21 protein-coding genes are annotated in these 22,451 nt (G+C 63.6%); 13 read left to right on the top strand and 8 right to left on the bottom strand.

Translation table 11 applies throughout. The annotated features are described in order from the left end of the window. Positions 1 to 207 precede the first annotated feature (207 nt). Complete coding sequence (locus MF606_RS06495) at positions 208 to 702, bottom strand: GAF domain-containing protein (protein ID WP_240232995.1); 495 nt, start codon at positions 700 to 702, stop codon at positions 208 to 210. Continuing rightward, positions 699 to 2,315 (bottom strand): GGDEF domain-containing protein, encoded by a 1,617-nt coding sequence (locus tag MF606_RS06490; RefSeq protein WP_240232994.1) that lies wholly within the window; start codon positions 2,313 to 2,315, stop codon positions 699 to 701. The genes MF606_RS06495 and MF606_RS06490 overlap by 4 nt, the downstream gene beginning before the upstream one ends. A gap of 440 nt (positions 2,316 to 2,755) precedes the next feature. On the opposite strand from MF606_RS06490, the gene MF606_RS06485 reads away from it, so the two are divergent. The 3 genes from MF606_RS06485 (at position 2,756) to MF606_RS06475 (ending at position 3,965) form a co-directional block, all read left to right on the top strand. Then, positions 2,756 to 3,076 (top strand): DMT family transporter, encoded by a 321-nt coding sequence (locus MF606_RS06485; RefSeq protein WP_240232993.1) that lies wholly within the window; start codon positions 2,756 to 2,758, stop codon positions 3,074 to 3,076. Positions 3,077 to 3,109: 33 nt separating this feature from the next. Then, positions 3,110 to 3,478 (top strand): DMT family transporter, encoded by a 369-nt coding sequence (locus MF606_RS06480; protein WP_240232992.1) that lies wholly within the window; start codon positions 3,110 to 3,112, stop codon positions 3,476 to 3,478. 94 nt (positions 3,479 to 3,572) lie between these two features. Continuing rightward, positions 3,573 to 3,965 (top strand): MarR family winged helix-turn-helix transcriptional regulator, encoded by a 393-nt coding sequence (locus MF606_RS06475; protein WP_240232991.1) that lies wholly within the window; start codon positions 3,573 to 3,575, stop codon positions 3,963 to 3,965. 46 nt (positions 3,966 to 4,011) lie between these two features. On the opposite strand, the gene MF606_RS06470 is transcribed toward MF606_RS06475, so the two are convergent. The 3 genes from MF606_RS06470 to cysT are packed head-to-tail and all read right to left on the bottom strand — an operon-like array spanning position 4,012 to position 6,794. Continuing rightward, a complete protein-coding gene (locus tag MF606_RS06470; protein ID WP_240232990.1) occupies positions 4,012 to 5,049 on the bottom strand; it encodes a sulfate/molybdate ABC transporter ATP-binding protein in 1,038 nt (345 codons plus the stop codon). Positions 5,050 to 5,062: 13 nt separating this feature from the next. Then, complete coding sequence (gene cysW / locus MF606_RS06465) at positions 5,063 to 5,935, bottom strand: sulfate ABC transporter permease subunit CysW (RefSeq protein WP_240232989.1); 873 nt, start codon at positions 5,933 to 5,935, stop codon at positions 5,063 to 5,065. Beyond that, positions 5,925 to 6,794, bottom strand: a complete 870-nt coding sequence (cysT, locus tag MF606_RS06460) for a sulfate ABC transporter permease subunit CysT (protein WP_240232988.1) — start codon at positions 6,792 to 6,794, stop codon at positions 5,925 to 5,927. The genes cysW and cysT overlap by 11 nt, the downstream gene beginning before the upstream one ends. Positions 6,795 to 6,877: 83 nt before the next feature. On the opposite strand from cysT, the gene MF606_RS06455 reads away from it, so the two are divergent. Further along, on the top strand, positions 6,878 to 8,209 hold the full coding sequence (locus MF606_RS06455) for an AAA family ATPase (protein WP_240232987.1): 1,332 nt from the start codon (positions 6,878 to 6,880) through the stop codon (positions 8,207 to 8,209). Positions 8,210 to 8,219: 10 nt separating this feature from the next. Here the strand turns inward: MF606_RS06455 and MF606_RS06450 are convergent, their stop codons facing one another. Both MF606_RS06450 and MF606_RS06445 read right to left on the bottom strand, forming a co-directional pair. Next, positions 8,220 to 8,708: a group III truncated hemoglobin gene (locus tag MF606_RS06450; protein WP_240232986.1), complete on the bottom strand. Its 489-nt coding sequence runs from the start codon at positions 8,706 to 8,708 to the stop codon at positions 8,220 to 8,222. After that, complete coding sequence (locus tag MF606_RS06445; protein WP_240232985.1) at positions 8,705 to 9,388, bottom strand: helix-turn-helix transcriptional regulator; 684 nt, start codon at positions 9,386 to 9,388, stop codon at positions 8,705 to 8,707. The genes MF606_RS06450 and MF606_RS06445 overlap by 4 nt, the downstream gene beginning before the upstream one ends. A 97-nt stretch (positions 9,389 to 9,485) precedes the next feature. Here MF606_RS06445 and MF606_RS06440 point away from each other — a divergent pair, with 97 nt between their 5' ends. From MF606_RS06440 to MF606_RS06425, 4 genes are all read left to right on the top strand, one after another. Further along, positions 9,486 to 10,088 (top strand): superoxide dismutase, encoded by a 603-nt coding sequence (locus tag MF606_RS06440; RefSeq protein ID WP_240232984.1) that lies wholly within the window; start codon positions 9,486 to 9,488, stop codon positions 10,086 to 10,088. Between the two features lie 147 nt (positions 10,089 to 10,235). Then, complete coding sequence (gene fdxA, locus MF606_RS06435; protein WP_240232983.1) at positions 10,236 to 10,574, top strand: ferredoxin FdxA; 339 nt, start codon at positions 10,236 to 10,238, stop codon at positions 10,572 to 10,574. Further along, complete coding sequence (locus tag MF606_RS06430) at positions 10,571 to 11,122, top strand: flavin reductase family protein (protein ID WP_240232982.1); 552 nt, start codon at positions 10,571 to 10,573, stop codon at positions 11,120 to 11,122. Before fdxA ends, MF606_RS06430 begins: the two co-directional genes overlap by 4 nt. A 91-nt stretch (positions 11,123 to 11,213) precedes the next feature. Further along, positions 11,214 to 11,498, top strand: coding sequence for a DUF6894 family protein (locus MF606_RS06425; protein ID WP_240232981.1), 285 nt, complete (start codon positions 11,214 to 11,216; stop codon positions 11,496 to 11,498). A gap of 258 nt (positions 11,499 to 11,756) precedes the next feature. Here MF606_RS06425 and MF606_RS06420 read toward each other — a convergent pair whose 3' ends face one another. Continuing rightward, on the bottom strand, positions 11,757 to 12,782 hold the full coding sequence (locus MF606_RS06420) for a sulfate ABC transporter substrate-binding protein (protein WP_240232980.1): 1,026 nt from the start codon (positions 12,780 to 12,782) through the stop codon (positions 11,757 to 11,759). 307 nt (positions 12,783 to 13,089) lie between these two features. Between MF606_RS06420 and MF606_RS06415 the strand changes: the two genes are divergently transcribed. From MF606_RS06415 to nadC, 5 genes are all read left to right on the top strand, one after another. Then, positions 13,090 to 17,763, top strand: a complete 4,674-nt coding sequence (locus MF606_RS06415) for an NAD-glutamate dehydrogenase (RefSeq protein WP_240232979.1) — start codon at positions 13,090 to 13,092, stop codon at positions 17,761 to 17,763. 441 nt (positions 17,764 to 18,204) lie between these two features. Then, positions 18,205 to 19,152, top strand: coding sequence for a class 1 fructose-bisphosphatase (locus MF606_RS06410; RefSeq protein WP_240232978.1), 948 nt, complete (start codon positions 18,205 to 18,207; stop codon positions 19,150 to 19,152). A gap of 201 nt (positions 19,153 to 19,353) precedes the next feature. Further along, positions 19,354 to 20,631: an AGE family epimerase/isomerase gene (locus MF606_RS06405; RefSeq protein WP_240232977.1), complete on the top strand. Its 1,278-nt coding sequence runs from the start codon at positions 19,354 to 19,356 to the stop codon at positions 20,629 to 20,631. Between the two features lie 52 nt (positions 20,632 to 20,683). Beyond that, positions 20,684 to 21,469, top strand: coding sequence for an SDR family oxidoreductase (locus MF606_RS06400; protein ID WP_240232976.1), 786 nt, complete (start codon positions 20,684 to 20,686; stop codon positions 21,467 to 21,469). Positions 21,470 to 21,578: 109 nt separating this feature from the next. Continuing rightward, positions 21,579 to 22,451, top strand: coding sequence for a carboxylating nicotinate-nucleotide diphosphorylase (gene nadC / locus MF606_RS06395; RefSeq protein WP_240232975.1), 873 nt, complete (start codon positions 21,579 to 21,581; stop codon positions 22,449 to 22,451).

The following is a 22,451-nucleotide window of genomic DNA, read 5'->3' as shown; positions in this document are numbered from 1 at the left end:
CGGGTTCCGGCGGGTGTTAAAGTGCTGATAAATGTCAGCAATCCGGCGCGGGGACAGTCACACACCGGACATAAAGTTATAGCAGCACTATAATTTTACGCATTCAAGCCCTCCGCGACTAAATCACCGCGATTTTGCCACTTTTAGAGAAAACGCCCACGGGAAGACGCAATAGCAGGCCAATGGACCTGTTGCGACCGCGCTTTCCTATAGCTTGAAATGGTTACGCAGGATGAGGAAGACCGCCGTGGCAGGGATGATGAGGGCGGCAGCGGCCTCTACGACCTCGGGCGTGTAGCGGCCTTCTACATCGAGGGCGTTGATGGTCCCCAGCAGATCGTTGCCGGCCATGACCGGTACGCTGATCGAGGCGTTGCAGCCGAGTGATCGGATGAGGTCGAGATCGCCGAAATTGCCCTCCATATCGGCGGCGGTATTGATGGCGGTGATACGGCGCTCGGTCTGCATGGCGTGAAACCAGTCATCCATGACGAGCGGCTTGGTGCCGAGCACCGGATAGACTTCCGGGTGGCTGGAATAGACGCGGCGGACGTGCCCGGCTGCCATCTCTATGGCGGTCAACGTAAAGATGCGGACGCCGATGAGGGCTTCGGCCAGCTCGTGCAGGGCAGCGCCCGCTTCAAGGGGATCGGTGAAACGGGCCAGCTTTTCCTCGAAGCGGCGGAAGGCGACGGCGCTCATGCGCGCCACCGGCGACGGTCGGCGGCGTCGGCGAGGACAATGACCGGCTCGTCGGCGCAGACAACGCAATCGCGGCCGCCGGCCTTGGCAGCGTAGAGCCGACGATCGGCAATGTGCATCAGCTCGCCCACGGGCTGTTCGCCCTCACCGGCGACGACACCGATGCTGACGGTGACGGCGAGACCGGCGCCAAGATCGGACCAGTTGGTGGCGGAGACGGCGATGCGGACGCCTTCGCAGAAGGCGGTGGCGGTGGTTTCGGCGGCGCCGGGGAAAATCAAGGCAAACTCCTCGCCGCCGAGGCGGGCGGCATGACCATGGGGGCCAAGCTGGCCGACCATGGTGGTGGCGACGCGCTGCAGGACGGCGTCGCCGACGATGTGAGAGAACCGGTCGTTGACCAGCTTGAAGTTATCGAGATCAACGATGGCGATGGCGAATGGCGTTCCGGCCAGACGGTTGACGATCTGATCGAAGGAACGCCGATTGGCAATACCTGTCAGCGGATCGCTGAGCGCCTGATCGGCCAGAATGGCGGCGCGGCTGCGCAGGCGATCGGTCTCGGCGCGGATCTCCTCGACGCGCGCCAGACGTCGGGCGATCTCGCCGGACTGGCGGACATAGAGCTGGTGGAAGCGCTTTTGCAGCGCCAAGGCTTCGCGCGATTGCCCAAGGGCTTCAAGGATTTCGGCGAGCTTGCTCACCGCATTGACCTGATGGTCGATCTGGCCCGTCGCGTCTGCCAGAGCCAGGGCTTCGGTGGCCGCGGTGTGCGCGGCTTCGAGATTGCCGGCGCGGAGCAGGACGTCGCCCAGGGTATAGAGGTAGTGGATGCGGAGGCTAGGGCCGGGATCGCCAGGGAGTTCGGCGGACCGCCCAAGATAACCGAGCGCGGCGGCAAAGCGGCCTTCGAGCGCCAGCATTTCGGCACAATTGCCGAAGCCGACGCGCTGCGTCCAGGCGTCGTCGCAGCGCTCGGCCAGCTCGATGGCGTGTTCGGTGAAGCCGATGGCCGCCTTGCGCTCGGCGGAGGCGGTTTCCGGGTCGTTCAGGGCTGCAGCGCGCTCTGCCAGCTTGGCGTGGCAGAAGCCGCGATTGACGAGGTAATAGGCGGCAGCGGCATCATTGCCCTGGGTGTCGGCGAGGTCGGAGGCGCGTTCGAGCAGGCCGGCGCCAAGCTCGATTTCGCGGCAGACGGTGAGCACTATGCCCTTGGCATTCAGTGCGAAGGCCAAGATGGCGGGGTCTTCGAGCGTTTCGGCGATCACCAGCGCTTCGGCGGAAAGATCGTAGGCCTGGTCGCTGAAACCGAGGTCGAGAAAGGCGATGGCTTCGACGGCCATGGCACGAGATAGCTCAGCCCGATCGCCCAGGCGGAGCCACAGCCATTTGGCGCCCATGGCGCATTCGAGCGCCTGCTCGATCTCGCCGAGCTTGTAGCTGCTCCAGGCCATTTCGCAGAGTGCCGCCGCCATGCTGGCAGGATCGCCGTCCGCTTCGGCCTCGGCGTAGACGGCACGGAACTCCGTCAGTGCCTCATCGCAGAGGCCGGAGCGCAGCAGGCTCGTTCCCCTCGCAAAACCATCGGCGATAGTGCTTCGACGCTCGGACACCACAGACTCTCAATGCGCATTGAGCGCAGCATAGGCGAGAGCCTGTTGCGAGTCTGTGACTAAAGCGCCGGAAAGTATGATAATTCGCCGACCAACGAACCGGCCACGGAAGGTCTCCGCTTTCGTTGCAGGATCGAAGAGCGATCAAGCGGTCGCAGCCCCTGCCCGCACATCGACGCCATAGCCGACCTCAGCGGTTTTCCTAAGCCTCAGCCTAGGCGCGCTCGCGAGTTCGAATATAATTGCATGCGCAAACAAATATATTGACACATCGCATCTCGCATATATATGTATGCGCATGCAACAGAATGTGACGGACGCCTTGGGTCATGCTCGTCCATCGAATGCAGGGGCGATAACGCCAGGCCCCTAGCCCTGGCGAAGAGAGCAGAACGTAACGCGGCCGCATAGCGGCGCATCCGACGAAAAAAGGAAACGAAATGAGCTGGTTGTACTTGGGCGCGGCTGTGGTCTTTGAGGTCGTGGTGGCGATCTCGGCGGGCAATGCAAAGGGCTTCGCGCGGCCCGGATGGACCATTGCCACGCTCGTCAGCGGCGCCATCGCGACATATTTCTTGAGCTTGGCCCTACTGACTTTCGACGTGGGCGTTGGCTATGCGATCTGGACGTCCGCCGCAGGGGTCGGGATCGTCGTCCTGGGCGCCTTGTTCTTTGGCCAGAAACTGACGCTGAACAAGGTTCTGGGAATTCTCCTCGTCATCGGCGGCGTTGTCGGCCTGCAATTGAGCGGCGCAGCCTAAACCCTCGGAATCTCAGCCGAAAAGGAACTCGAAATGTCGAATACAAACGAAAATGCCGGCAGCCGCGGACGCGCCTGGATCATGTTGTTGCTTGCTGGCGTCTTTGAGATTGGCTACGCGCTCAGCGTTGGCAGTAGCCAGGCCTTCAGCGTGTTAAGCTGGTCGCTCGCGGCGGCCATCTTCTTCCTGCTGACGCTCTACTTTCTAAGCGTCGCTCTGAAAAGCATCGACGTGGGGATTGGTTACGCCGTATGGGCCGGTATTGGCGCCATCGGAGCGGCGGTGTTTGGCAGCGTGCTGCTCAATCAGCCGCTGACCGCAGTCCAGGCGCTCTGGCTGGCCGTCATCATTGCAGGTGTCGTCTGGCTAAAGCTCGCCGACAGCGTCAAGCGGAGCGCCTAGAGACCGTTGTGCAAATCCAATACACGCAAGCCGCTCTTGAGCACTTGCGTGTATGGACATACAAATGAGCGATTGAATGAACGGGAAACCGCCAATGTCAAAGCGAAGCGATCTATGGTTCAACATGGTTCAGATGGTCGCAACTATCGAGGCGGATCTGTCCAAGGCGTTGCAGGCATCACACGGTGTGGGGCTATCTGAGTACCGGGCTTTGCAAGTGCTGGCGCGCTCACCCGATTCGGAGCTGCGCATGCAGGAGCTTGCATCCTATCTGAAACTCAACCAGAGCTCGGTGTCACGGATGGCCGAACGGCTCGAGCGCCAGGGGCTCGCCATTCGAGACCTCTGCCCGGATGACAAGCGTGGTGTCTATACCGTCCTTACGCAAAAGGGACGGGAGCTTGTGGACAGGGCCGTAGCCGACTACGAAGCCGCATTGGACGAAGCACTCAAGGCCCAAGGGCGCGACGATCTAATCCCAGCTTAGCGCCATCAACCATGGGGCGCTCGCAGGGCCGGGCCAAAATGCGACTCTAGGCCGTGGGAAAGAGCTTCCAGCGGCGGGGGCGGAAGGCGAGGCGGGTCTTTTCGCCGGCGGGGTGGTCGAAGGGCAGATCGACTTCGACAAGATGGCCTGCGCCACCGATTTCGAGTTCGACGCGGCGGGTGCCGCCAACACGTCTGCTGGTGCTGACCACGCCGGCAAGGGAGGCATCGGCCTCGATCAGCTCGACATCGTGGGGGCGGAAGAACAGGCGGGCAGTGCCGGGATTGGCGTCGCCGGCGGGCAGGCCGATGGCGCGGCCGCCGACCCAGAGTTCGCCATTTTCCACGGTGACCGGCAATTCGCTCGATTCACCGATGAAGCCGAAGACGAAGGGCGAAGTCGGGTGGTCATAGACATTGTCGGGGGTGCCGACCTGCTCGATCTTGCCCTGGCTCATGACGCAGAGCCGGTCGGAGAGTTCGAGGGCCTCTTCCTGATCGTGGGTAACAAACACGGTGGTGTGGCCGGTACGATCGTGGATTTCGCGCAGCCACTTGCGCAGTTCGCGGCGGACCTGGGCATCGAGCGCGCCGAACGGCTCGTCGAGCAGCAGTACGGCGGGTTCGATGGCGAGGGCGCGGGCGAGCGCGACGCGTTGGCGCTGACCGCCGGAGAGCTGGTTGGGGTAGCGTTTTTCGAGACCGGAAAGCTGGACGAGGTCGAGCAGTTCTAGGGCGCGGCGGCGGATTTCACCGGCGGGCGGGCGCGTTGAGCGCGGGCGCACCTTGAGGCCGAAGGAGACGTTCTCCAGGATGGTCATGTGGCGGAACAGGGCATAGTGCTGGAACACGAAGCCGATATTGCGCTCCTGCACGGTCTTTTCGGAGGCGTCGGTATCGCCGAAGAAGATCTTGCCGGCGGTGGGCATTTCGAGCCCGGCGATGAGGCGCAGCAGCGTGGTCTTGCCCGAGCCGGACGGCCCCAGCAAGGCGATCAGCTCGCCCGAATGGATATCGAGCGACACGTCATTGAGCGCGGGAAAGCGGTCGAATTCCTTGCGCACATTGGCTACGCGAACGTCCATAAAGTCTATCCTATCAGTGGCCGGCGCCCGCGGCGATTTCCTCGCCGAAGCGCCATTCCAGAGCGGTCTTCAATACCAGAGTGACCAGCGCAAGCATGGCCAGAAGCGATGCCAGGGCAAAGGCCGCCGTGGCGTTGTATTCGTTGTAGAGCATTTCCACCTGCAACGGCATGGTGGTGGTCTGGCCGCGAATCTTGCCCGACACCACGGCAACGGCGCCGAACTCGCCCATGGCGCGGGCGTTGCAGAGCAGCACGCCGTAAAGCAGACCCCATTTGATGTTGGGCAGGGTGACCCGGAAGAAGGTCTGCCAGCCGTTAGCGCCAAGCGAGAGCGCCGCTTCCTCGTCGCCGGTGCCCTGATCCTGCATCAGCGGGATCAGCTCGCGGGCGACGAAGGGGAAGGTGACAAAGATGGTGGCGAGGACGATGCCGGGCAGCGCGAACAGCACTTCTATGCCGTAGGACTTGAGCCAGGGGCCAAGGACGCTGCCGGTGCCGAACAGGAGCACATAGACGAGGCCCGAAATGACCGGCGAGACCGAGAATGGCAGATCGATCAGGGTGATGAGGAAGGCCTTGCCCTTGAACTCGAACTTGGCGATGGCCCAGGAGGCAGCGAGGCCGAAGACGACATTAAGCGGCACGGCGATGGCCGCGACCAGCAGCGTCAGCCGGATCGCAGCCTGCGCGTCCTTGTTGGCCAGGCCGGCGACGAAACCGCCGATGCCCTTGGCCAGAGCCTCATGGAAGACGGCGTAGAGCGGCAGCAGCAGGATGACCGCCATGAACAAGAAGGCGATGCCAATCAGCAGCCATTGAACCGGACGACTCTCGCTGGTGGGCGAGACGCGGCGCTTGCGGCGGGCGGTGAGCTTAACTGCCATAACCGTACCTCCGGCGCGACCAGGCCTGGATCAGGTTGATGGCGAACAGCAGCAGGAACGAGATGATCAGCATCACCGAGGCGATGGCGGCGGCGCCGGCATAGTTGGTCTCTTCCAGGCGGATCACGATCAGCAGCGGCGCGATTTCGGAGACGAACGGAATATTGCCAGCGATGAAGATCACCGAGCCATATTCGCCGACAGCGCGGGCGAAGGCCAAGGCGAAGCCGGTAAGGATGGCCGGCATCAGGCTGGGCAGGATGACGTGGACGACGGTCTGGAAGCGGTTGGCGCCGAGGGTGGCGCTGGCTTCTTCGACCTCGTGGCTGACCTCTTCGAGGATCGGCTGAATGGTGCGCACGACAAAGGGCAGGCCGATGAAGATCATGGCGATGACGATGCCTGATGGCGTGTAGGCAATGCGCCAGCCAAGCGGCGCGAACAGCGCGCCGATAGCGCCATTGGGTGCATAGATTGCGGTCAGCGCAATGCCGGCAACGGCGGTGGGCAGGGCGAAGGGCAGATCGATGATGGCATCGAAAATGCGGCGTCCGGGAAAGCGATAACGTACCAGCACCCACGCGATGAGCGTGCCGAAAATGACATTGACGCCAGCGGCCATCAACGCGGTGACGAAGCTGACGCGCAGGGCGCCGAGTACGCGCGGATCGGTCGCGGCCTTCCAGAACCCCTCGGGGCCGAGGCCGGCGGAGCGCACGGCCAGCGCGATCAGCGGAATGAGAATGATCAGCGAGAAATAGGTGAGCGTGAAGCCGAGCGTCAGCCCGAAGCCCGGGATAACGCTGCGCCGGCCAAAGGACCAGCGGGGCCGTGCGACAGACGAGACGGCGGTGCTCAAGCGGCAGCCCTGATGGGGGCAGTTTTGGCGGCGCGGTTCATGTCGACCTCTCAACCCGGTTCGGCGGCGGCGACCCTAGTGGATTGGTCGGCATTCTCAAGATGGAGGGGTGGCGTTTGGGGGAAGCGCGGCGGAAAAAAATTCTGCCAGGGCGGCATGGCGGAGATTCCGGGCGGAGGTTGGTCGCGGAATACGGCTTGGCGGAGCAATTTGTGGCGCGATGCCGTGTTTGCGCGCGGCCCCGACTTGAACGCAGTGGCGGCGCGTTGTACCGACGACGCCCCGGTCGAACCAGTTTTTCCCGAATGCCAAGCTCAGTTGCCGCCACCGTTGGACGTATCAACGTCATCCTGGTCTTTGGTCCGTCCGGGGTGGGAAAAAGCACGCTGGCATGGGCGCTGCATCGCCGGCTGAGCCAGACGATGGCCAGCGGGTTCGTGGACACCGACCAGATCGGGATGTGCTACCCCACGCCCGAGGGCGATCCCGGCAATCACCGGATCAAGGTTGCCGGCCTGAGCGCCATTGCCCGGAACCTGAGCGCGGCCGGCACGCGCGTGCTGGTGGTCTCGGGCATGGTTGAGGACGAGAAGACGGCGGGCTTCTATGCCGAGGAACTGGGCTTCGCACCGCACTTGATCCGGCTCAGGGCCGACGAGAACGTGCTGCGCGCAAGACTGGCCAAGCGGGCGTGGAACCTGCACCTGACCGAGGCGAGTGTTGCCCATGCCCGCGCTCTCGACCTAACCGGCTTTGCCGATATCGTGGTCGAAACGTCTGGCCGCTCGGTGGAGGAATTGGTCGATCAGCTCGCCGGCGAATTGCCGGCGGGCGGTTTTGGCCAACCGGGCCGCGCGCCGGACGCGCTAGCGACGGGAGGAGAGGCCTCGCCCAGAATTATCTGGATCGCGGGCGTACGGGCGGTTGGTAAATCCGCCGTGGCATTTGGCGTATTCGGGCGCCTGCTGCGGGCTGGACAGAGCGCGGGATATGTCGACCTGGCGCAGTTGGGCCTCTTTGCGCCGCCGGAGGGCATCCGACATGGCCAGGTTCAGGCGGTGAACCTTGGTGCGGTTATCGACTTGTTTGCGCAGCGCGGCACGCGGACAATCGTGTTGAGCGGGGAGGCCAATGACGACGTGCTGGCGTTGCCGGTGATCCGGCGCGCGGAGCTGGAGCTGATCGAACTCAGGGCCGATCGGGAGGCGCTGCGGGATCGTCTGCGCCGGCGAAGCGAGGGCGGCGGTCCGCCGCTTTCCGGTGACGATTTGCTTGGCATGGATGCCACGACGATCGAGCGGCTCGCTGAGGCAGAGATGCGCGATCAGCAGGGTTCGCCGCTATTTCGCGTGGTCGATAGCTCGGCGCAATCGGCGGAAGAGATTGCGAGCGCGATCGTCGAGGGGCTGAAATAGGCTTGCGACCTTAGCGCGGCGGGGTCCAGAGCGGGGTTTCGCGCTGCAGCGGGCCCATAGTGGTGATGTCCTCGCCGCGGCGCATGGCGATGTTCATGCGGAAGCTGTTGCCGATGCGCTCGGAGCGCTCGATGAAAACCTGGGCGATATCGGGCGGGCACAATTCTTCGACGGTGCGGCGGAACAGGGCCAGCCAGCGCATGAAGTGGGCGTCGGAGAGTTCCGGGATCGCCATATGCTTGGGCATGGGACGGCCGGCATAGCGGCCGGTGCCGAGCAGCATGGAGCTCCAGAAATCGGCGATGGTCGCAAGGTGATGCGGCCAGGCCTCAGGCGCGATGACGCGGTTGAAGACCGGGCCGATGACCGGGTCGCGGCGCGCATCGGCGTAGAAGCGGTCGACGACGGCACGGATCATGGCTTCGTCGAGACCAGCAGGCGTGTCCCAACCAACGCGCTCGTGGCGCGTGCCGACGGGTGGGCGGGGATTGTCGCTCATGCGTCGATCTCGCGGATGGCGTAGCTGCAACGACGGCCGCCGGCGACGATATGCTCCTCCCTGACGACGCTAACATCGGGACCGAGGACGAAGCGGAAAACTTCGAGTTCGGCGCGGCAGAAGCCCTGGCAGGCGGTGGCCGCGGCGCAAATAGGACAGTGGTTTTCGATGAGCACGAGGGAGCCATCGGGTTCCTCGCGCCAATCGGCCATGTAGCCTTCGCCGCTGCGCAGCTCGGCAAGCGCAGCGACCTTATCGCGCAGGCTGGTGCGCTCGGCGACGACGGTTTCATAGGCGGCACGGGTATCGGCTTCGCGCACGGAAATGATGGTGTCGAGCGCGGCATCGCCGAGCGAACTGCTGATAATCTCGAGCAATTGCACCGTCAGGGCCGCATGCGTATCGGGGAAGCGGGCCTGGGCGGCGGGGGTCAGGCTCCAGCTCTGGGTGGGGCGGCCGACGCCATTGGCTTGGCTGGTAGAAACCACCAGCCCCTCCTCGGCCAGGCGCATCAGCTGCTGCCGGGCAGCCTCGCCCGTGGTACCCAGCAGCGAACCCAGTACCGCCGACGACAGCGCGCCATGCATCTTAAGCGCCATCAGCACCCGCTCGCCCGGACTGCGCGGCGACCACGCGACGTTTTCGGGGACGGTAACATTTTCCAAGTTCTGGCTTGACATATTCGTCGCAGAGGTTTTCAAAGTCATTGCTTGGAAATTAAACGGCGCTGCGGCGAAATGCAAGCGCGGCGCTCACAACACAATAAGGAGACCAGCGATGGCCTTTGAACTCCCTGCCCTCCCCTATGCCCATTCTGCCCTCGCCGAACGCGGCATGAGCCAGGAAACGCTGGAACTGCACCACGACAAGCACCACCAGGCCTATGTGACGGCGCTCAATGGCTTCGTCGATAAGAATGCCGAGCTGGCCGGCAAGTCGCTCGAGGAGATCATCGCCTTCGCCAATGGCAAGGCCGACCTGGCACCGGTGTTCAACAATGCCGGCCAGCACTGGAATCACATCCATTTCTGGAACGCACTATCGCCCAATGGCGGCAAGCTGGGTGGCAAGCTCGAGGCCAAGATCGTGAGCGATTTCGGCGCGGTCGACGCCTTCAAGGATGCGTTCAAGACCGCGGCTACGACCCAATTCGGCTCGGGCTGGGCCTGGCTGGTACTGGGCACCGACGGCAAGCTGAAGACGACCAAGACGCCGAACGGATCGAATCCACTGGCAACCGGCGAGGGCAAGCCGCTGCTCGGGCTCGATGTGTGGGAGCACAGCTATTACGTCGACTTCCGCAATCGCCGTCCGGACTATGTGACCAACTTCCTCGACAAGCTGGCCAACTATGAGTTCGCGGAAGCCAATCTGGGCTGATCACGACGATTTGCTCCTTCCCCCGTAACAGGAAGGGGCCGGTGGGCTCGCGCCGCCATCGCACGACCTCCTTGGTTGCGGCCGCGACGTCGCCCTCGCCCTCCCCTCGCCAGGGGAGGGCATAGATTTGCCATACCGGACTTGCCCATGACGTATGTCGTTCTCGAAGACTGCATTGCCTGCAAGCACATGGACTGCGTGGAAGTCTGCCCCGTGGATTGCTTCTACGAGGGCGAAAACATGCTGGTCATCAACCCGGACGAATGCATAGATTGCGGCGTGTGCGAGCCGGAATGCCCGATCGACGCCATCAAGCCGGACATGGAGCCGGGGGTGGAGAAGTGGATCGAACTGAACCAGAAATATGCGCGGCGCTGGCCGAACATAACCGAAAAGGGCATTCCGCCCGCCAATGCCAAGGCGATGGAAGGCGTGCCCAATAAACTCCGCGACCTGTTCTCGGAACAGCCGGGAGAAGGATCGTGACGAGTATCATGGCTGACTTTGAACTGCCCGACACCATGCGGCTGCACCCTGCACGGCGGCCGCTGGTGGGGAATGCCGAATTCCGCGCGGCGATGTCGGCAATGGCCTCGACGGTGAGCGTGGTGACGGCGCGGCGCGGCGACGAGCGGATCGGGCGGACTGTGACCTCGATGCTGTCGCTGTCGATGAACCCGCCGACTATACTGGTTTCGATCGACATCATGAGCCGATTGGCGGACCTCATCGCCAAGACTGGCGGCTTTTCGCTGGCCATGCTGGCGGACGACCAACAGGCCATCGCCGATGCCTTTGCGGGGCAGGTGGATGCCGGCGAGCGCTTCAATCTGGGGGACTGGGCCGAGTGGCCGTCGGGAAATCCGATGCTGCTGGGCGCGGTGACTGCACTCGATTGCGACGTGATCGGCTCGATCGAGACGGGCACGCATGTGCTGTTTGCCGGCGCGATCGTGGAAGCCGAGACGACGACGAGCCGTGCGCCGCTAGTATGGCAGCGCCGACGTTATCACGCGCTTGGCGGGGTCGACTGAAGCCGAAACTGGTGCCAAGCTGGAAGCGTTGATTTGGCCCCGTGGCAACTCTCGCGCCGCTCGGGACATTACTCCCCTGAGGGAGGCGCAATTGCCCCGCTATTATTTTCACTATCGCACCGACGACGAATTGATCCGCGACACGGATGGCAGCGAGCTGCCTGACCTGACTGCGGCCGAGAACAATGCTGCGGCATTAGCCAAGGCGATCGTGGAGCAGGCGGCCAGTACCGGTGGGGATACGCGGTTGCCGCGCTCGATCGAGATCACCGACGCCGCGGGGGAAGAGCTGCTGTATCTGGTGTTCTGGGCCGGACCAAAGGTGGGCAGTGATGGTGAGGATATTCCGGTCGTGCCGCCGACCACGGTGCATTGACGTTTTCAGGTGACGTTGGCGCGCGCACCTCGCCTTTCAAAAGTCACCGGCCGTCACCCTCGGGCTTGACCCGAGGGCACTTCACTTGCCGAACGCAGCACAAGTACAGGGCCCTCGGGTCAAGCCCGAGGGTGACGATCGAGGCTGGGACAAAGATAAAGCCTCCTCAAACGACGCTGCGTCGGCTCTCCAAAAGACAAAAAGAAAACACCGGCCCTTGGGCCGGCGTTTGGCGTCTTGCAAGGGAGGAAGACGGGATTATTGCGCCGGGGTGCCGGTGTAGATCTGGTCGAAGATGCCGCCGTCGCCGAAGAACTTGGGCTGGGCTTCGCGCCAGCCGCCGAAATCGGCGATGGTCACGAGGTTGACTTCACCGAAGCGGGCAATGTCTTCCGGCGCGGCCGCTTCGGGCTTGAAGGGGCGGTAGTAGTTGGCGGCAGCCAGGGCCTGGCCTTCATCGGAATAGAGGTATTCGAGATAGCCCTGGGCGAGGTCGCGGGTGTTGCGGGCATCGACATTCTTGTCGACGATGGCAACCGGAGGCTCCGCCAGGATCGAGACCGACGGGGTGACAATGTCGAAGGCGTCGGGCCCGAGTTCTTCGAGGGCGAGATAGGCTTCGTTTTCCCAGGCGAGAAGAACGTCGCCGATACCGCGCTGCACGAAGGTGGTGGTGGAGCCACGGGCGCCGGTATCGAGCACGGGGACGTGCTTATAGAGCTCGGTCACGAAGGCCTGCGCGGTTTCATCGGAGCCGCCGTCCTGCGCCTTGGCCCAGGACCAGGCGGCCAGCAGGTTCCAGCGGGCGCCGCCTGATGTCTTGGGGTTCGGCGTGATGACTTCGACGCCGTCCTTGATCAGATCGCCCCAGTCGGCGAGGCCCTTGGGATTGCCCTTGCGGACCAGGAACACGATGGTCGAGGTGTAGGGCGCATTGTTGTTCTCGAAAGTGCCACGCCAATCCGCATTGATAAGGCCGGCGTCGGAGATGGCGTTGATGTCGCTTTCGAGCGCCAGCGTCACCACGTCGGCTTCGAGGCCATCGATGACGGTGCGCGCTTGAGCGCCGGAGCCGCCATGCGTCACCTGAATGGTGACGGTCTCGCCGGTAGTCTCCTGCCAATGCTTCACAAAGGCTTCGTTGTATTGCTGGTACAGCTCACGGGTTGGATCGTAGCTGACATTGGTCAGGGTGCGGTCCTGGGCGTGGCCGGTCACCGCGAAGGCCAGCGTCAACGCTGCGGCCAAGCCGGTATAGGCCAAAATCTTTGTCGCGTTCTTCATCTCTGTCTCCCGCTGAGATCGAATGACTAAAAGACTACCAGATCACTAGGGTATCGCAAGGCGCGCGCCGTCGCCACCCTGCCCCGCAAAGAAAACAGTTTGCCCCATTTCGTTCCATGACGAGAAAAAGATCGCCTGGGATGGCCGATCCGCCCTCGTTGCGCAAATTCATTCCAGAACGTGAACAAGACATCACCACGCACACAACGGCGTCATGGTGGCATCGCTTTGCTGCACTATGGTCCAAAGTGGTGGAAGACAGTCCGTCTGCGAATGATAAAGTGCGCCGCGAATAGGGAGTTACGAGATGAATCAGGGCGTATCCAGCCGACCAGCATTGCTGGACCGGGCCGCTGCATTGATGGCGGAGGACGCCGGATTCTCCCGGTTCTTGACGGCGGCGGTGCAGGCTACCGACAGCGAGGACCTGGTGCGGCAGGACCCGACGCAGTTCGAATCGATCATGCGGCGCTCGTATGAACGGGCCCTGAACTATCACGGCGAGAGCAGCCAGATCACGGCAACGCCGCCGGCCAAGTCGGGCGATCCTCTGATCATCGATATCGTGTCGCCGGATATGCCGTTCATCGTCGATAGCGCGTTGGCCGCCCTGCGTGCGGCTGGGGGTACGGTGCGATTGTTTACGCATCCGGTGGTCCGCACGGAAGGGCAGAACGGCCGCGCGCTGAGCGTGCTGCATATTCACAGCGACCCGGTGGCCGAAATCGACGCGGTGACCGACGAGATCGCGTCTACCATGGCCGATGTGACGCGTGCGGTCCGCGACTGGCAGCCAATGCTGGAGCGCCTGCGCAGGGCCATCGGCGACCTGAGCCGGCTGCACTTGCCGCAGAATGACGAGCCGCTGCGGTTCCTCGACTGGTTGATCGAGCACAATTTCACATTCCTCGGCACACGCGAATATCGCGTGATCGATGGCGGGCTCGAGGCCGTGGCGGGCAGCGGGCTGGGCATTCTGCGCGACGACGACGTGCGGGTGCTGCGGAGCGGGCCGACTTTCGTCGAGTCGACACCCCAGCACACCGCGTTCCTGGCCTCGGCTGAGCCGCTGCTGGTGACCAAAGCCAATGTGCGGGCGCGGGTGCACCGGCGGGCGCATATGGATTACGTGGGCATCAAGATCTATAGCGCCGATGGCGGCGCGGTCGGCGAATTGCGGATCGTCGGCCTCTTTACCTCGCAGGCGCAGGCGACACCCCATACCGAAGTGCCGATCATCCGTCGCAAGATTGCCGATGTGATGCGCAAGTCGGGTGTCGATCCATTGGGCCATGATGGGCGGGCGCTGCTGAGCGCGCTGGATTCCTACCCGCGCGACGAACTGTTCCAGATCGATGTCGAGCAGTTGTTCGAGTTTTCGACAGCGATTGCAGCGCTCTATGACCGGCCGCGCGTGCGGGTGCTGCCGCGCATCGACCGGTTTGACAACTTTGTCTCCATCCTCGTCTATGTGCCGCGCGATCGCTATGACGGCGAGGCGCGGGCGCGGATCACGCGCTATCTGGCGCAGGCCTATGACGGGCGCATTTCGGCATTTTATCCGCACTTCCCGGAAGGGGAGTTGGTGCGGCTGCATGTGATCATCGGGCGCGTGGCGGGACCGACGCCACGACCGGGTCGCAACGAGCTGGAGGCGCGGGTCGATGCGCTGACCTCCAATTTTGGCGATACGCTGGTGGCAACGGCCGCCGATCCGGCATCGATCAGCGATTATCGCGGGGCGTTTTCGCCGGCTTATCAGTCGCGCAATTCGGCTGAAGACGCGCATGAGGATATCGCCGTGCTGCGCGGGCTGGGCGATGGCGCCGGGGTAGCCATCCGCTTGCGCACGCGCACGGGCGCCGATGGGTCCCTGGGGCTCAAATTCTACCATCGCGAGAGCGCCATTCCGCTGAGCGACCGCGTGCCGATGCTGGAGGCCTTCGGCTTCCGGGTGATCGACGAACGCACCTATACGATCGTGCCGCGCGATGGGGTGGAGCGGTATCTGCACGACATGGTGCTGGAGCCGGTAGACGGCAGCAGCTTCGATGTGGCGGCGCGCGGCGACGCGGTCGAGGAAGGGCTGCTGGCGGTGTGGGACGGGCTGGCCGAGAGCGACCAGCTCAATGCGCTGGTGACGCGAACGACCCTAGGCTGGAACGATGCGGCGCTGCTGCGGGCACTGGCGCGCTATCTGCGGCAGATCGGGATTTCGTACTCGCAGCGCTATATTGCGCAGGTGCTGGTGAAGCAGTCGGGAGCGGCGTCGGCGCTGGTGGCGCTGTTCAATGCGCTGCACGATCCCCGCGCGGCGGATCGGGAGGCAAAGGCCGAAGAGGCGCGCGAGACGATCGCCGCGGCGCTCGATGCCATGGCATCGCTGGACGAAGACACGATCGTGCGGCGGTTCCTGAACCTGGTCGAGGCGTCGGTGCGCACCAATGCGTTCCAGCGCGATGGCGAGGGCAATCGCATGCCGGCGCTGGCGATCAAGTTCAACAGCCATCTTGTCGACGGCATGGTGGCGCCACGGCCGTATCGCGAGATCTCGGTCTATTCGCCGCGCGTCGAGGGCATCCATATGCGGTTTGGCGCCATTGCCCGTGGCGGGCTGCGCTGGTCGGACCGGCCGGAAGATTTCCGCACCGAGGTGCTGGGGCTGGTCAAGGCACAGCAGGTGAAGAACGCGGTCATCGTGCCGGTCGGTGCCAAGGGAGGCTTCGTACCCAAGCGGCTGGTCGCCGGCATGGCGCGCGATGCATTCCAGGCCGAGGGCGTGGCCAGCTACAAGATTTTCATCGGCGCTCTGCTGGATGTGACCGACAATCTGGTCAACGGCGTGGTTGTGCCCCCTGATAACGTGGTGCGGCGCGATGGGGACGATCCCTATCTGGTCGTGGCGGCAGACAAGGGCACGGCAAGTTTTTCGGACACGGCCAACGGCATTGCGGTGTCGCGCGGCTTCTGGCTCGGCGACGCGTTCGCATCGGGCGGGTCGGCGGGCTATGACCATAAAAAGATGGGCATTACGGCGCGCGGCGGCTGGGAGGCGGTGAAGCGGCATTTCCGCGAGATGGACCGCGATATCCAGAAGGAGCCGTTCACGGTCGTGGGCGTCGGCGACATGAGCGGCGACGTGTTCGGCAATGGCATGCTGCTGTCGCCGCAAATCCGGCTGATGGCGGCATTCGACCATCGCGACATCTTCATCGACCCCAGTCCGGACGCGGCCAAGGGGCTGGCGGAGCGGCAGCGGTTGTTCGCCCTGCCCCGGTCAAGCTGGCAAGATTATGACAAGGGGCTGATTTCGGCGGGCGGTGGGGTGTTTCCGCGCAGCCTCAAATCGATCCCGCTGTCGCCCGAGATGCAAACGGCTTTGGGGCTAACGGCGCAGCACGCAACGCCAGCCGAGGTGATAACGGCCATACTCAAGGCGCAGGTGGACCTGCTGTGGTTTGGCGGCATCGGGACCTATATCCGCTCGAGCGCGGAAGTGGATGCCGAGGTCGGCGACCGCGCCAATGACGCGATCCGCATTACCGGCAGCGACGTGCGGGCCAAGGTTATCGGCGAAGGCGCCAATCTGGGCGTGACGCAGCGCGGGCGCATCGAATACGCGCTCAATGGCGGGCGGATCAACACCGACGCCATCGACAATTCGGCCGGGGTGAATTCGAGCGATCTCGAGGTCAATATCAAGATCGCGGTGGCGCCGCTGCTGGCGGACGGCACGCTGACACTGGAGGCGCGTAATGCGTTTCTGGCTGGCATGACCGATGAGGTCGCGGCGCTGTGCCTGCGCAACAATTACCTGCAGGGATTGGCGATATCGCTGGCCGAGCGATCCGGGCTCGGCGAACTGCCTGACCATCGCGAACTGATCGAGCGGCTGGAGGAGCGCGGACTACTCGACCGCGTGGTCGAGTTCCTGCCGAGCGACGTGGCTTTGGATACGCGGGCTGCGAGCGGCAAGGCGCTGATGCGGCCGGAGCTGGCAGTGATCCTGGCCTATGCCAAGCTGACACTCTATGCAGACCTGCTCGAAGGCAAGTCGATCGACGATAGCTATCTGGGTGGCGAACTCTATCGCTATTTCCCCGATACGCTGCATTCGGCTTACCCTGAGGCAGTCGCACAGCATCGGCTCAAGCGCGAGGTGATTGCCACGGTACTGGCCAATGCGATGATCAATCGCGGCGGGCCGGCCTTTGTTACCGAGCTGACGGCGGCGACCAGTGCCGGCCCGGGCGAAGTGGCGTTGGCTTATGCGGCGACCCGCGACGTCTACGGCCTGACCGACCTCAATGCGGCGATCGATGCGCTGGATGGGCTGGTGGCCGGCGCGGTGCAGTTGCAGCTCTATGCCGCAGTGATGGAACTGCTACGGCAGGAGAGCCTGTGGTTCCTGCGCAATGCCGACGTCACGCAGGGGCTTGCGGGCCTGGTGGAGCGGCATGCCGCCGGGGTTGCGGCGCTGCGGACGATGCTGGCGACTGCCCTGCCCGCCTCGCTGGGCGAAGCCGTGGCGCGATCGGCCTCGGACCTGATGGCCAAGGGCGCGCCCTCAGCGACGGCGCAGCGGATCGCCGAGCTGCCGGTGTTGAGCTATGCCAGCGATATCGTGCTGGTCAGCGAGCGCTCGGGGGTTTCGATCGCGGATGGGGCGGCAGCATTCTTCGGCGTATTCGATGCGTTCAACCTGTGGCCCGTGATCGAGCAGGGACGAGCGATCGTGCTCAGCGATCGGTTCGACCGCATGGCGCTGGATCGAGCCCTGGCCAACCTGATGCGCGCCCAGCGTGATCTCACAGCGGACGTGCTGAAGTCCGACGGCGGTTTGGCGGCGTGGAAGACGCAGCGAACCGCTGGGATCGAACGGACAGCCAAGGCCGTAGCGGAACTGACGCAGGAGTCGTTGACGGTGTCGCGGCTCAGCGTGGCGGCGGGGTTGTTGGGTGATCTGGCGAGCGAGGGCTAGAGCGCCCTTGTTGCCCGGCCCCGCTAATTGAAGCGGAGGCCGGGCTTGGCGACGAAAGCCGCGCGAAACAGCATCAGGGCGGCAAGGCAAGGCAAGGCAGGGCCACGCCAACATCGAGGGCCACAGCATGCTGGCAGCTTGATCTGACTGAGCCACCTGGAACAGAACAATACAGGGAATGGCCAGGACGGCGAAGCCATGGAGTCCGGCGACAATGCGGAGCCAGATGGGCTTGCTTACCGGTCGGCTTTCTCGGAGGACTGCGCTACACTGCCAGTCATCGCAACCACCTATCGCTGCCGATTTGAACGGCTGGCAAGATAGCAGAATTTTCTGGCGCAGCACATTCGATGGCGTCCTTTGACCCATGCGAAAGTCGACCTTGTTTCCGGCGGGCGGTTGGCCACAGTGACTTACCCCTCCTCCACACAAGAGTGCCCCATGACCAATCTCGCCCAATGGCTCGCTGCGCAACCTGTCGATCCAAAGCTGGCCTCGGTGGTCGCGACCATGGCGGCCGCCAGTGCTGAGATTGCTGCCGTGCTGCGATTAGCCCCGATTGCCGGGCAGACCGGGCTGGCGGGGCACACCAATGTGCAGGGCGAGGCGCAGAAGGCGCTGGATGTCATCTCAAACGACATTGTTCTCAATCACATAGGCGAGAATCCCGCTATTTCGATTCTGGTGTCGGAAGAGCTGGATGAAGCGGTTCACTTTGAGAATCAGGGCGGCTTCATGGTGGCGACCGATCCGCTGGATGGGTCTTCAAATCTCGACGTAAACGTCACCGTGGGCACGATTTTTTCGGTTCTGGATGCGGCTGGCGGGTTGCTGCAGAAAGGTTCAGCACAGCTGGCGGCGGGATATGCCGCTTATGGGCCGGCGACCAGCCTGGTGCTGACGTTTGGACAGTCGGTGGCGGTGTTCACGCTGGATGCTGCCGGGCAGTTCGTGTTGACGCTGGACCAGGTGAGGGTCGCGGTGTCGTCGGGCGAGTATGCGATCAACACGGCGCGCGAACGGTTCTGGGATGCGGCGACCAAGGGCTATGTCGACGAGAACGTGGCCGGGGAAACCGGCCCGGCAGGCAAGCGCTACAATATGCGATGGGTCGGCTCGATGGTGGCGGACATTCACCGCATCCTGATGCGGGGCGGCATCTTCATGTATCCGCTCGATAGCGAGACGGTGAGCAAGGGGGGGCGGTTGCGGCTGCTGTACGAGGCCAATCCGATGGCGCTGATCGTCGAGGCAGCGGGCGGGGGCGCGACGACCGGACGCGAGCGGATATTGGAGTTGCTACCGACCGGGATACACCAGCGAGTGCCGGTGATTTTGGGGTCGGCGGAGGAGGTCGCGCGGGTGGAGGGCTGGTACGCCAAGGGGTAGCAGCGACCGCTGTAAGGCCGGTTGAGCAGGCCGAGGCGCCGCTAGAAGTGAAGAGCCCTCGGGTCAAGCCGAGGGTGACGATCCGGGCCTGGGATGGCAATTTGAAGCAACTGGCGAGAGGGTTTGCAACGTTGCTATTCCGCGGCTATAGCTCGGTGAGGAGAGGAGCCAGCGCTTTGTTTTTGCTGGCCGGGAGCGATTATGACTGACGCGGAAGCAACCCTGCCCAAGACCAATTCCAGTCCATGGCAAAGCCGGCCGTTTCACCGGCAATATCTGATGCGGCAGGCCAATAATCTGTTTGATTTCTTCGAGGCACCGTCGATCAACCCCAAGGGTGGGTTTTTCGAGCTGGATGACGATGGCAGGCCACTGAGCGCTGATAATTCGACGCGGCAGATTCACGGCACGTCGCGCATGGTGCACTGCTTCGCCATCGGCAGCCTGATCGGGCGGCCGGGTTCCGACGAGATCGTCGACCATGGCATGCGCTACCTGTGGGACAAGCACCGCGACAAGCATTATGGCGGCTACGTCTGGGGTCTCGACAATAACGGGATTACCGACGGCTCGAAGCAGGCCTATGGGCACGCTTTCGTGCTGCTGGCAGCATCGAGCGCCAAGCTCGTTGGCCACCCCCTGGCTGACCAGATGATCGCCGACGTGACGCAGGTGATCAACGCGCGGTTCTGGGACGAGAAAAGTGGCGCGGTTCGCGACGAGTATAGCCAGGACTGGTCGAAGCTGCTGCCCTATCGCGGGCAGAACGCCAATATGCACATGACCGAAGCGCTGATGGCGGCGTTCGAGGCGACGGGTAATCGGGACTACCTTGTTAAGGCCGAGCGCATCGCCGAGCTGATCATCGCCAAGAATGCGGTTCCACTGGGGCATCGTGTGGCTGAGCATTTCGACGAGAACTGGGTGCTCGACAAGAATTATGCCGGCAACGAGATGTTCCGCCCGTCCGGCGCGACGCCGGGGCATTGGCTGGAATGGTCGCGACTGCTGTTCCAGCTTTGGACGCTGGGCAACAAGCGGCTGTCATGGATGACCAGCGCGGCGCGCCAGTTGTTTCATCAATCGGTGGAGCTGGGCTGGGACAAGGTGCATGGCGGGTTCTTCTACACGCTGGATTGGGACAACAAGCCCATCATGCGCGAGAAGCTGTGGTGGCCGGTGAGCGAGGCGATTGGCGCAGCGTCGGTGCTGAGCACCCATGAGAGGGATCACTATTTCCAATCATGGTACCGCAAGCTCTGGGACTATGCCGAGAACCACGTGATCGACCACGAGCGCGGCGGCTGGCGCAGCGAGCTGAAGGAAGACCTGACGCTGACATCGCGGCTGTTTGTCGGTAAGCCCGATATCTACCACGCGCTGCAGGCCTGCCTGATCCCGCTCTATCCGGCCACAGGCAGCCTGACGGCGGCGATCATCGAGGCCGATCACACTGACAAGAACCGCCACCAGGCGTAGGCCAACCTTCCTCCGTTTCGCGCGTTGTGTGGCGAAACGGAGGGCATGATGGATGGACGATCTTAAGGGCAAGGTGGCGCTGGTGACGGGCGCCGGGTCGGGTATTGGCAAGGCCTCGGCAATGAAACTCGCCGCAGCTGGGGCCATCGTGGTGGCAATGAGCCGGACGGCCAAAGAGGTCGAGGAGACCGCCAAGCAGATCGAATCCGAGGGTGGACAGGCCCGAGCGATGATCGCCGACGCGTCGGAAGATGTTGCGATGCGCCGGCTGATGGCAGGCATCATCCATGAATTCAAGCGCCTCGATATCGTGGTAGCCAATGCCGGCATTAACGGCGTCTGGGCGCCGATCGAGAGCCTCAAGCCCGACGAGTGGGACAAGACGATGGCCGTCAACCTGCGGGGGACTTACCTCACCATCCACCATGCCGTGCCGCATCTGGTGGCGGCAGGCGGTGGATCGATCGTCGTCATCTCGTCGATAAATGGCACGCGGACCTTCACGACGCCGGGCGCCAGCGCCTATTCGGTGACCAAAGCCGGGCAATTGGCGCTGGTGCAGCAACTGGCGCTGGAACTAGCGGGGCGGCGCATCCGCATCAACGCCGTATGCCCGGGGGCGATCGAGTCCGAGATTTCCGACAATACGGAGCAAAGGGACGAGGACGAGACGGAGATTCCGGTCGTGTTTCCGGAGGGCGACATTCCGCTGACTGGCGGCCGGAAGGGCGAGGCGGACGATGTCGCCGATGCGGTGCTGTTCCTCGCCTCGGACGCTTCGCGGCACATTACGGGCACGCCGATCTGGATCGACGGCGGGCAGAGCCTGCTGCGGTAGGGAGCAGGACCCCGGTCGGCGCAAAAACGCACACCTGCCCCAAGAGCGGTGGGAGTTGCAACGGCGGAGCGTGGCGCGTACATCAGCGGCGTCCGCGCGAGAGCCAGCAATGCCCACGTCCAACCGTCTGCCGCCTCAATTGCCGCGCCTGCTGGTGGAGCGCGCGGTTGCCGCTGCGCTCGAAGAGGATCTTGGGCTGGCCGGCGACCTGACCAGCCAGGCCACGCTTTCTCCAACCGCGACAGCCACGGCCGATCTTACTGCGCGCGAACCGGGCATCATTGCCGGGCTTGACCTTGCGGCGGCGGCGTTTCGGCTGGTGGGCGATGGCGTGGTGTTCACGCCCAAGCTGGCGGACGGCGACCGTGTAGCCGCAGGCGGTGTCGTTGCCACGGTGACGGGCCCTGCCCGGCTGGTGATGTCGGCCGAGCGCGTGGCGCTGAATTTTCTCAATCACCTGAGTGGCATCGCCACGCTGACGCGCGAATATGCCGATGCGGTGGCCGGGACCGGCGCGCAAATCTGCGATACGCGCAAGACGACGCCCGGACTGCGGGCGTTCCAGAAATACGCGGTGCGCTGCGGCGGCGGGGCCAATCATCGTTATTCGCTGGATGACGCCATCCTGATCAAGGACAACCATATCGCTGTCGCGGGGAGCGTCACGGCGGCTTATGAGGCGGCCGAGGCCTTTGCCGGGCACCTGGTGGCGATCGAGATCGAAGTCACCACCCTGGCAGAGCTGGAGGAGGCACTGGCCGCCGGCGCTCGTGTCGTGCTGCTCGACAATATGGACAACGATACGCTGCGGCAGGCCGTGGCGATCAACAACGGTCGCGCCAAGCTCGAAGCATCTGGAGGCGTCAAGCTCGACCGGGTGCGCTCGATCGGCGAGACGGGCGTCAATTACATCTCGACCAGCCAGATCACCATGGCGGCCAAACCGCTCGATCTTGGCCTCGACGTGACGATCGGAGCCTGA

The sequence above is a fragment of the Devosia lacusdianchii genome, assembly GCF_022429625.1.
In the GTDB taxonomy this organism is placed as follows: Bacteria; Pseudomonadota; Alphaproteobacteria; order Rhizobiales; family Devosiaceae; genus Devosia; species Devosia lacusdianchii.
This window is presented reverse-complemented; position numbering and strand designations above follow the sequence as displayed.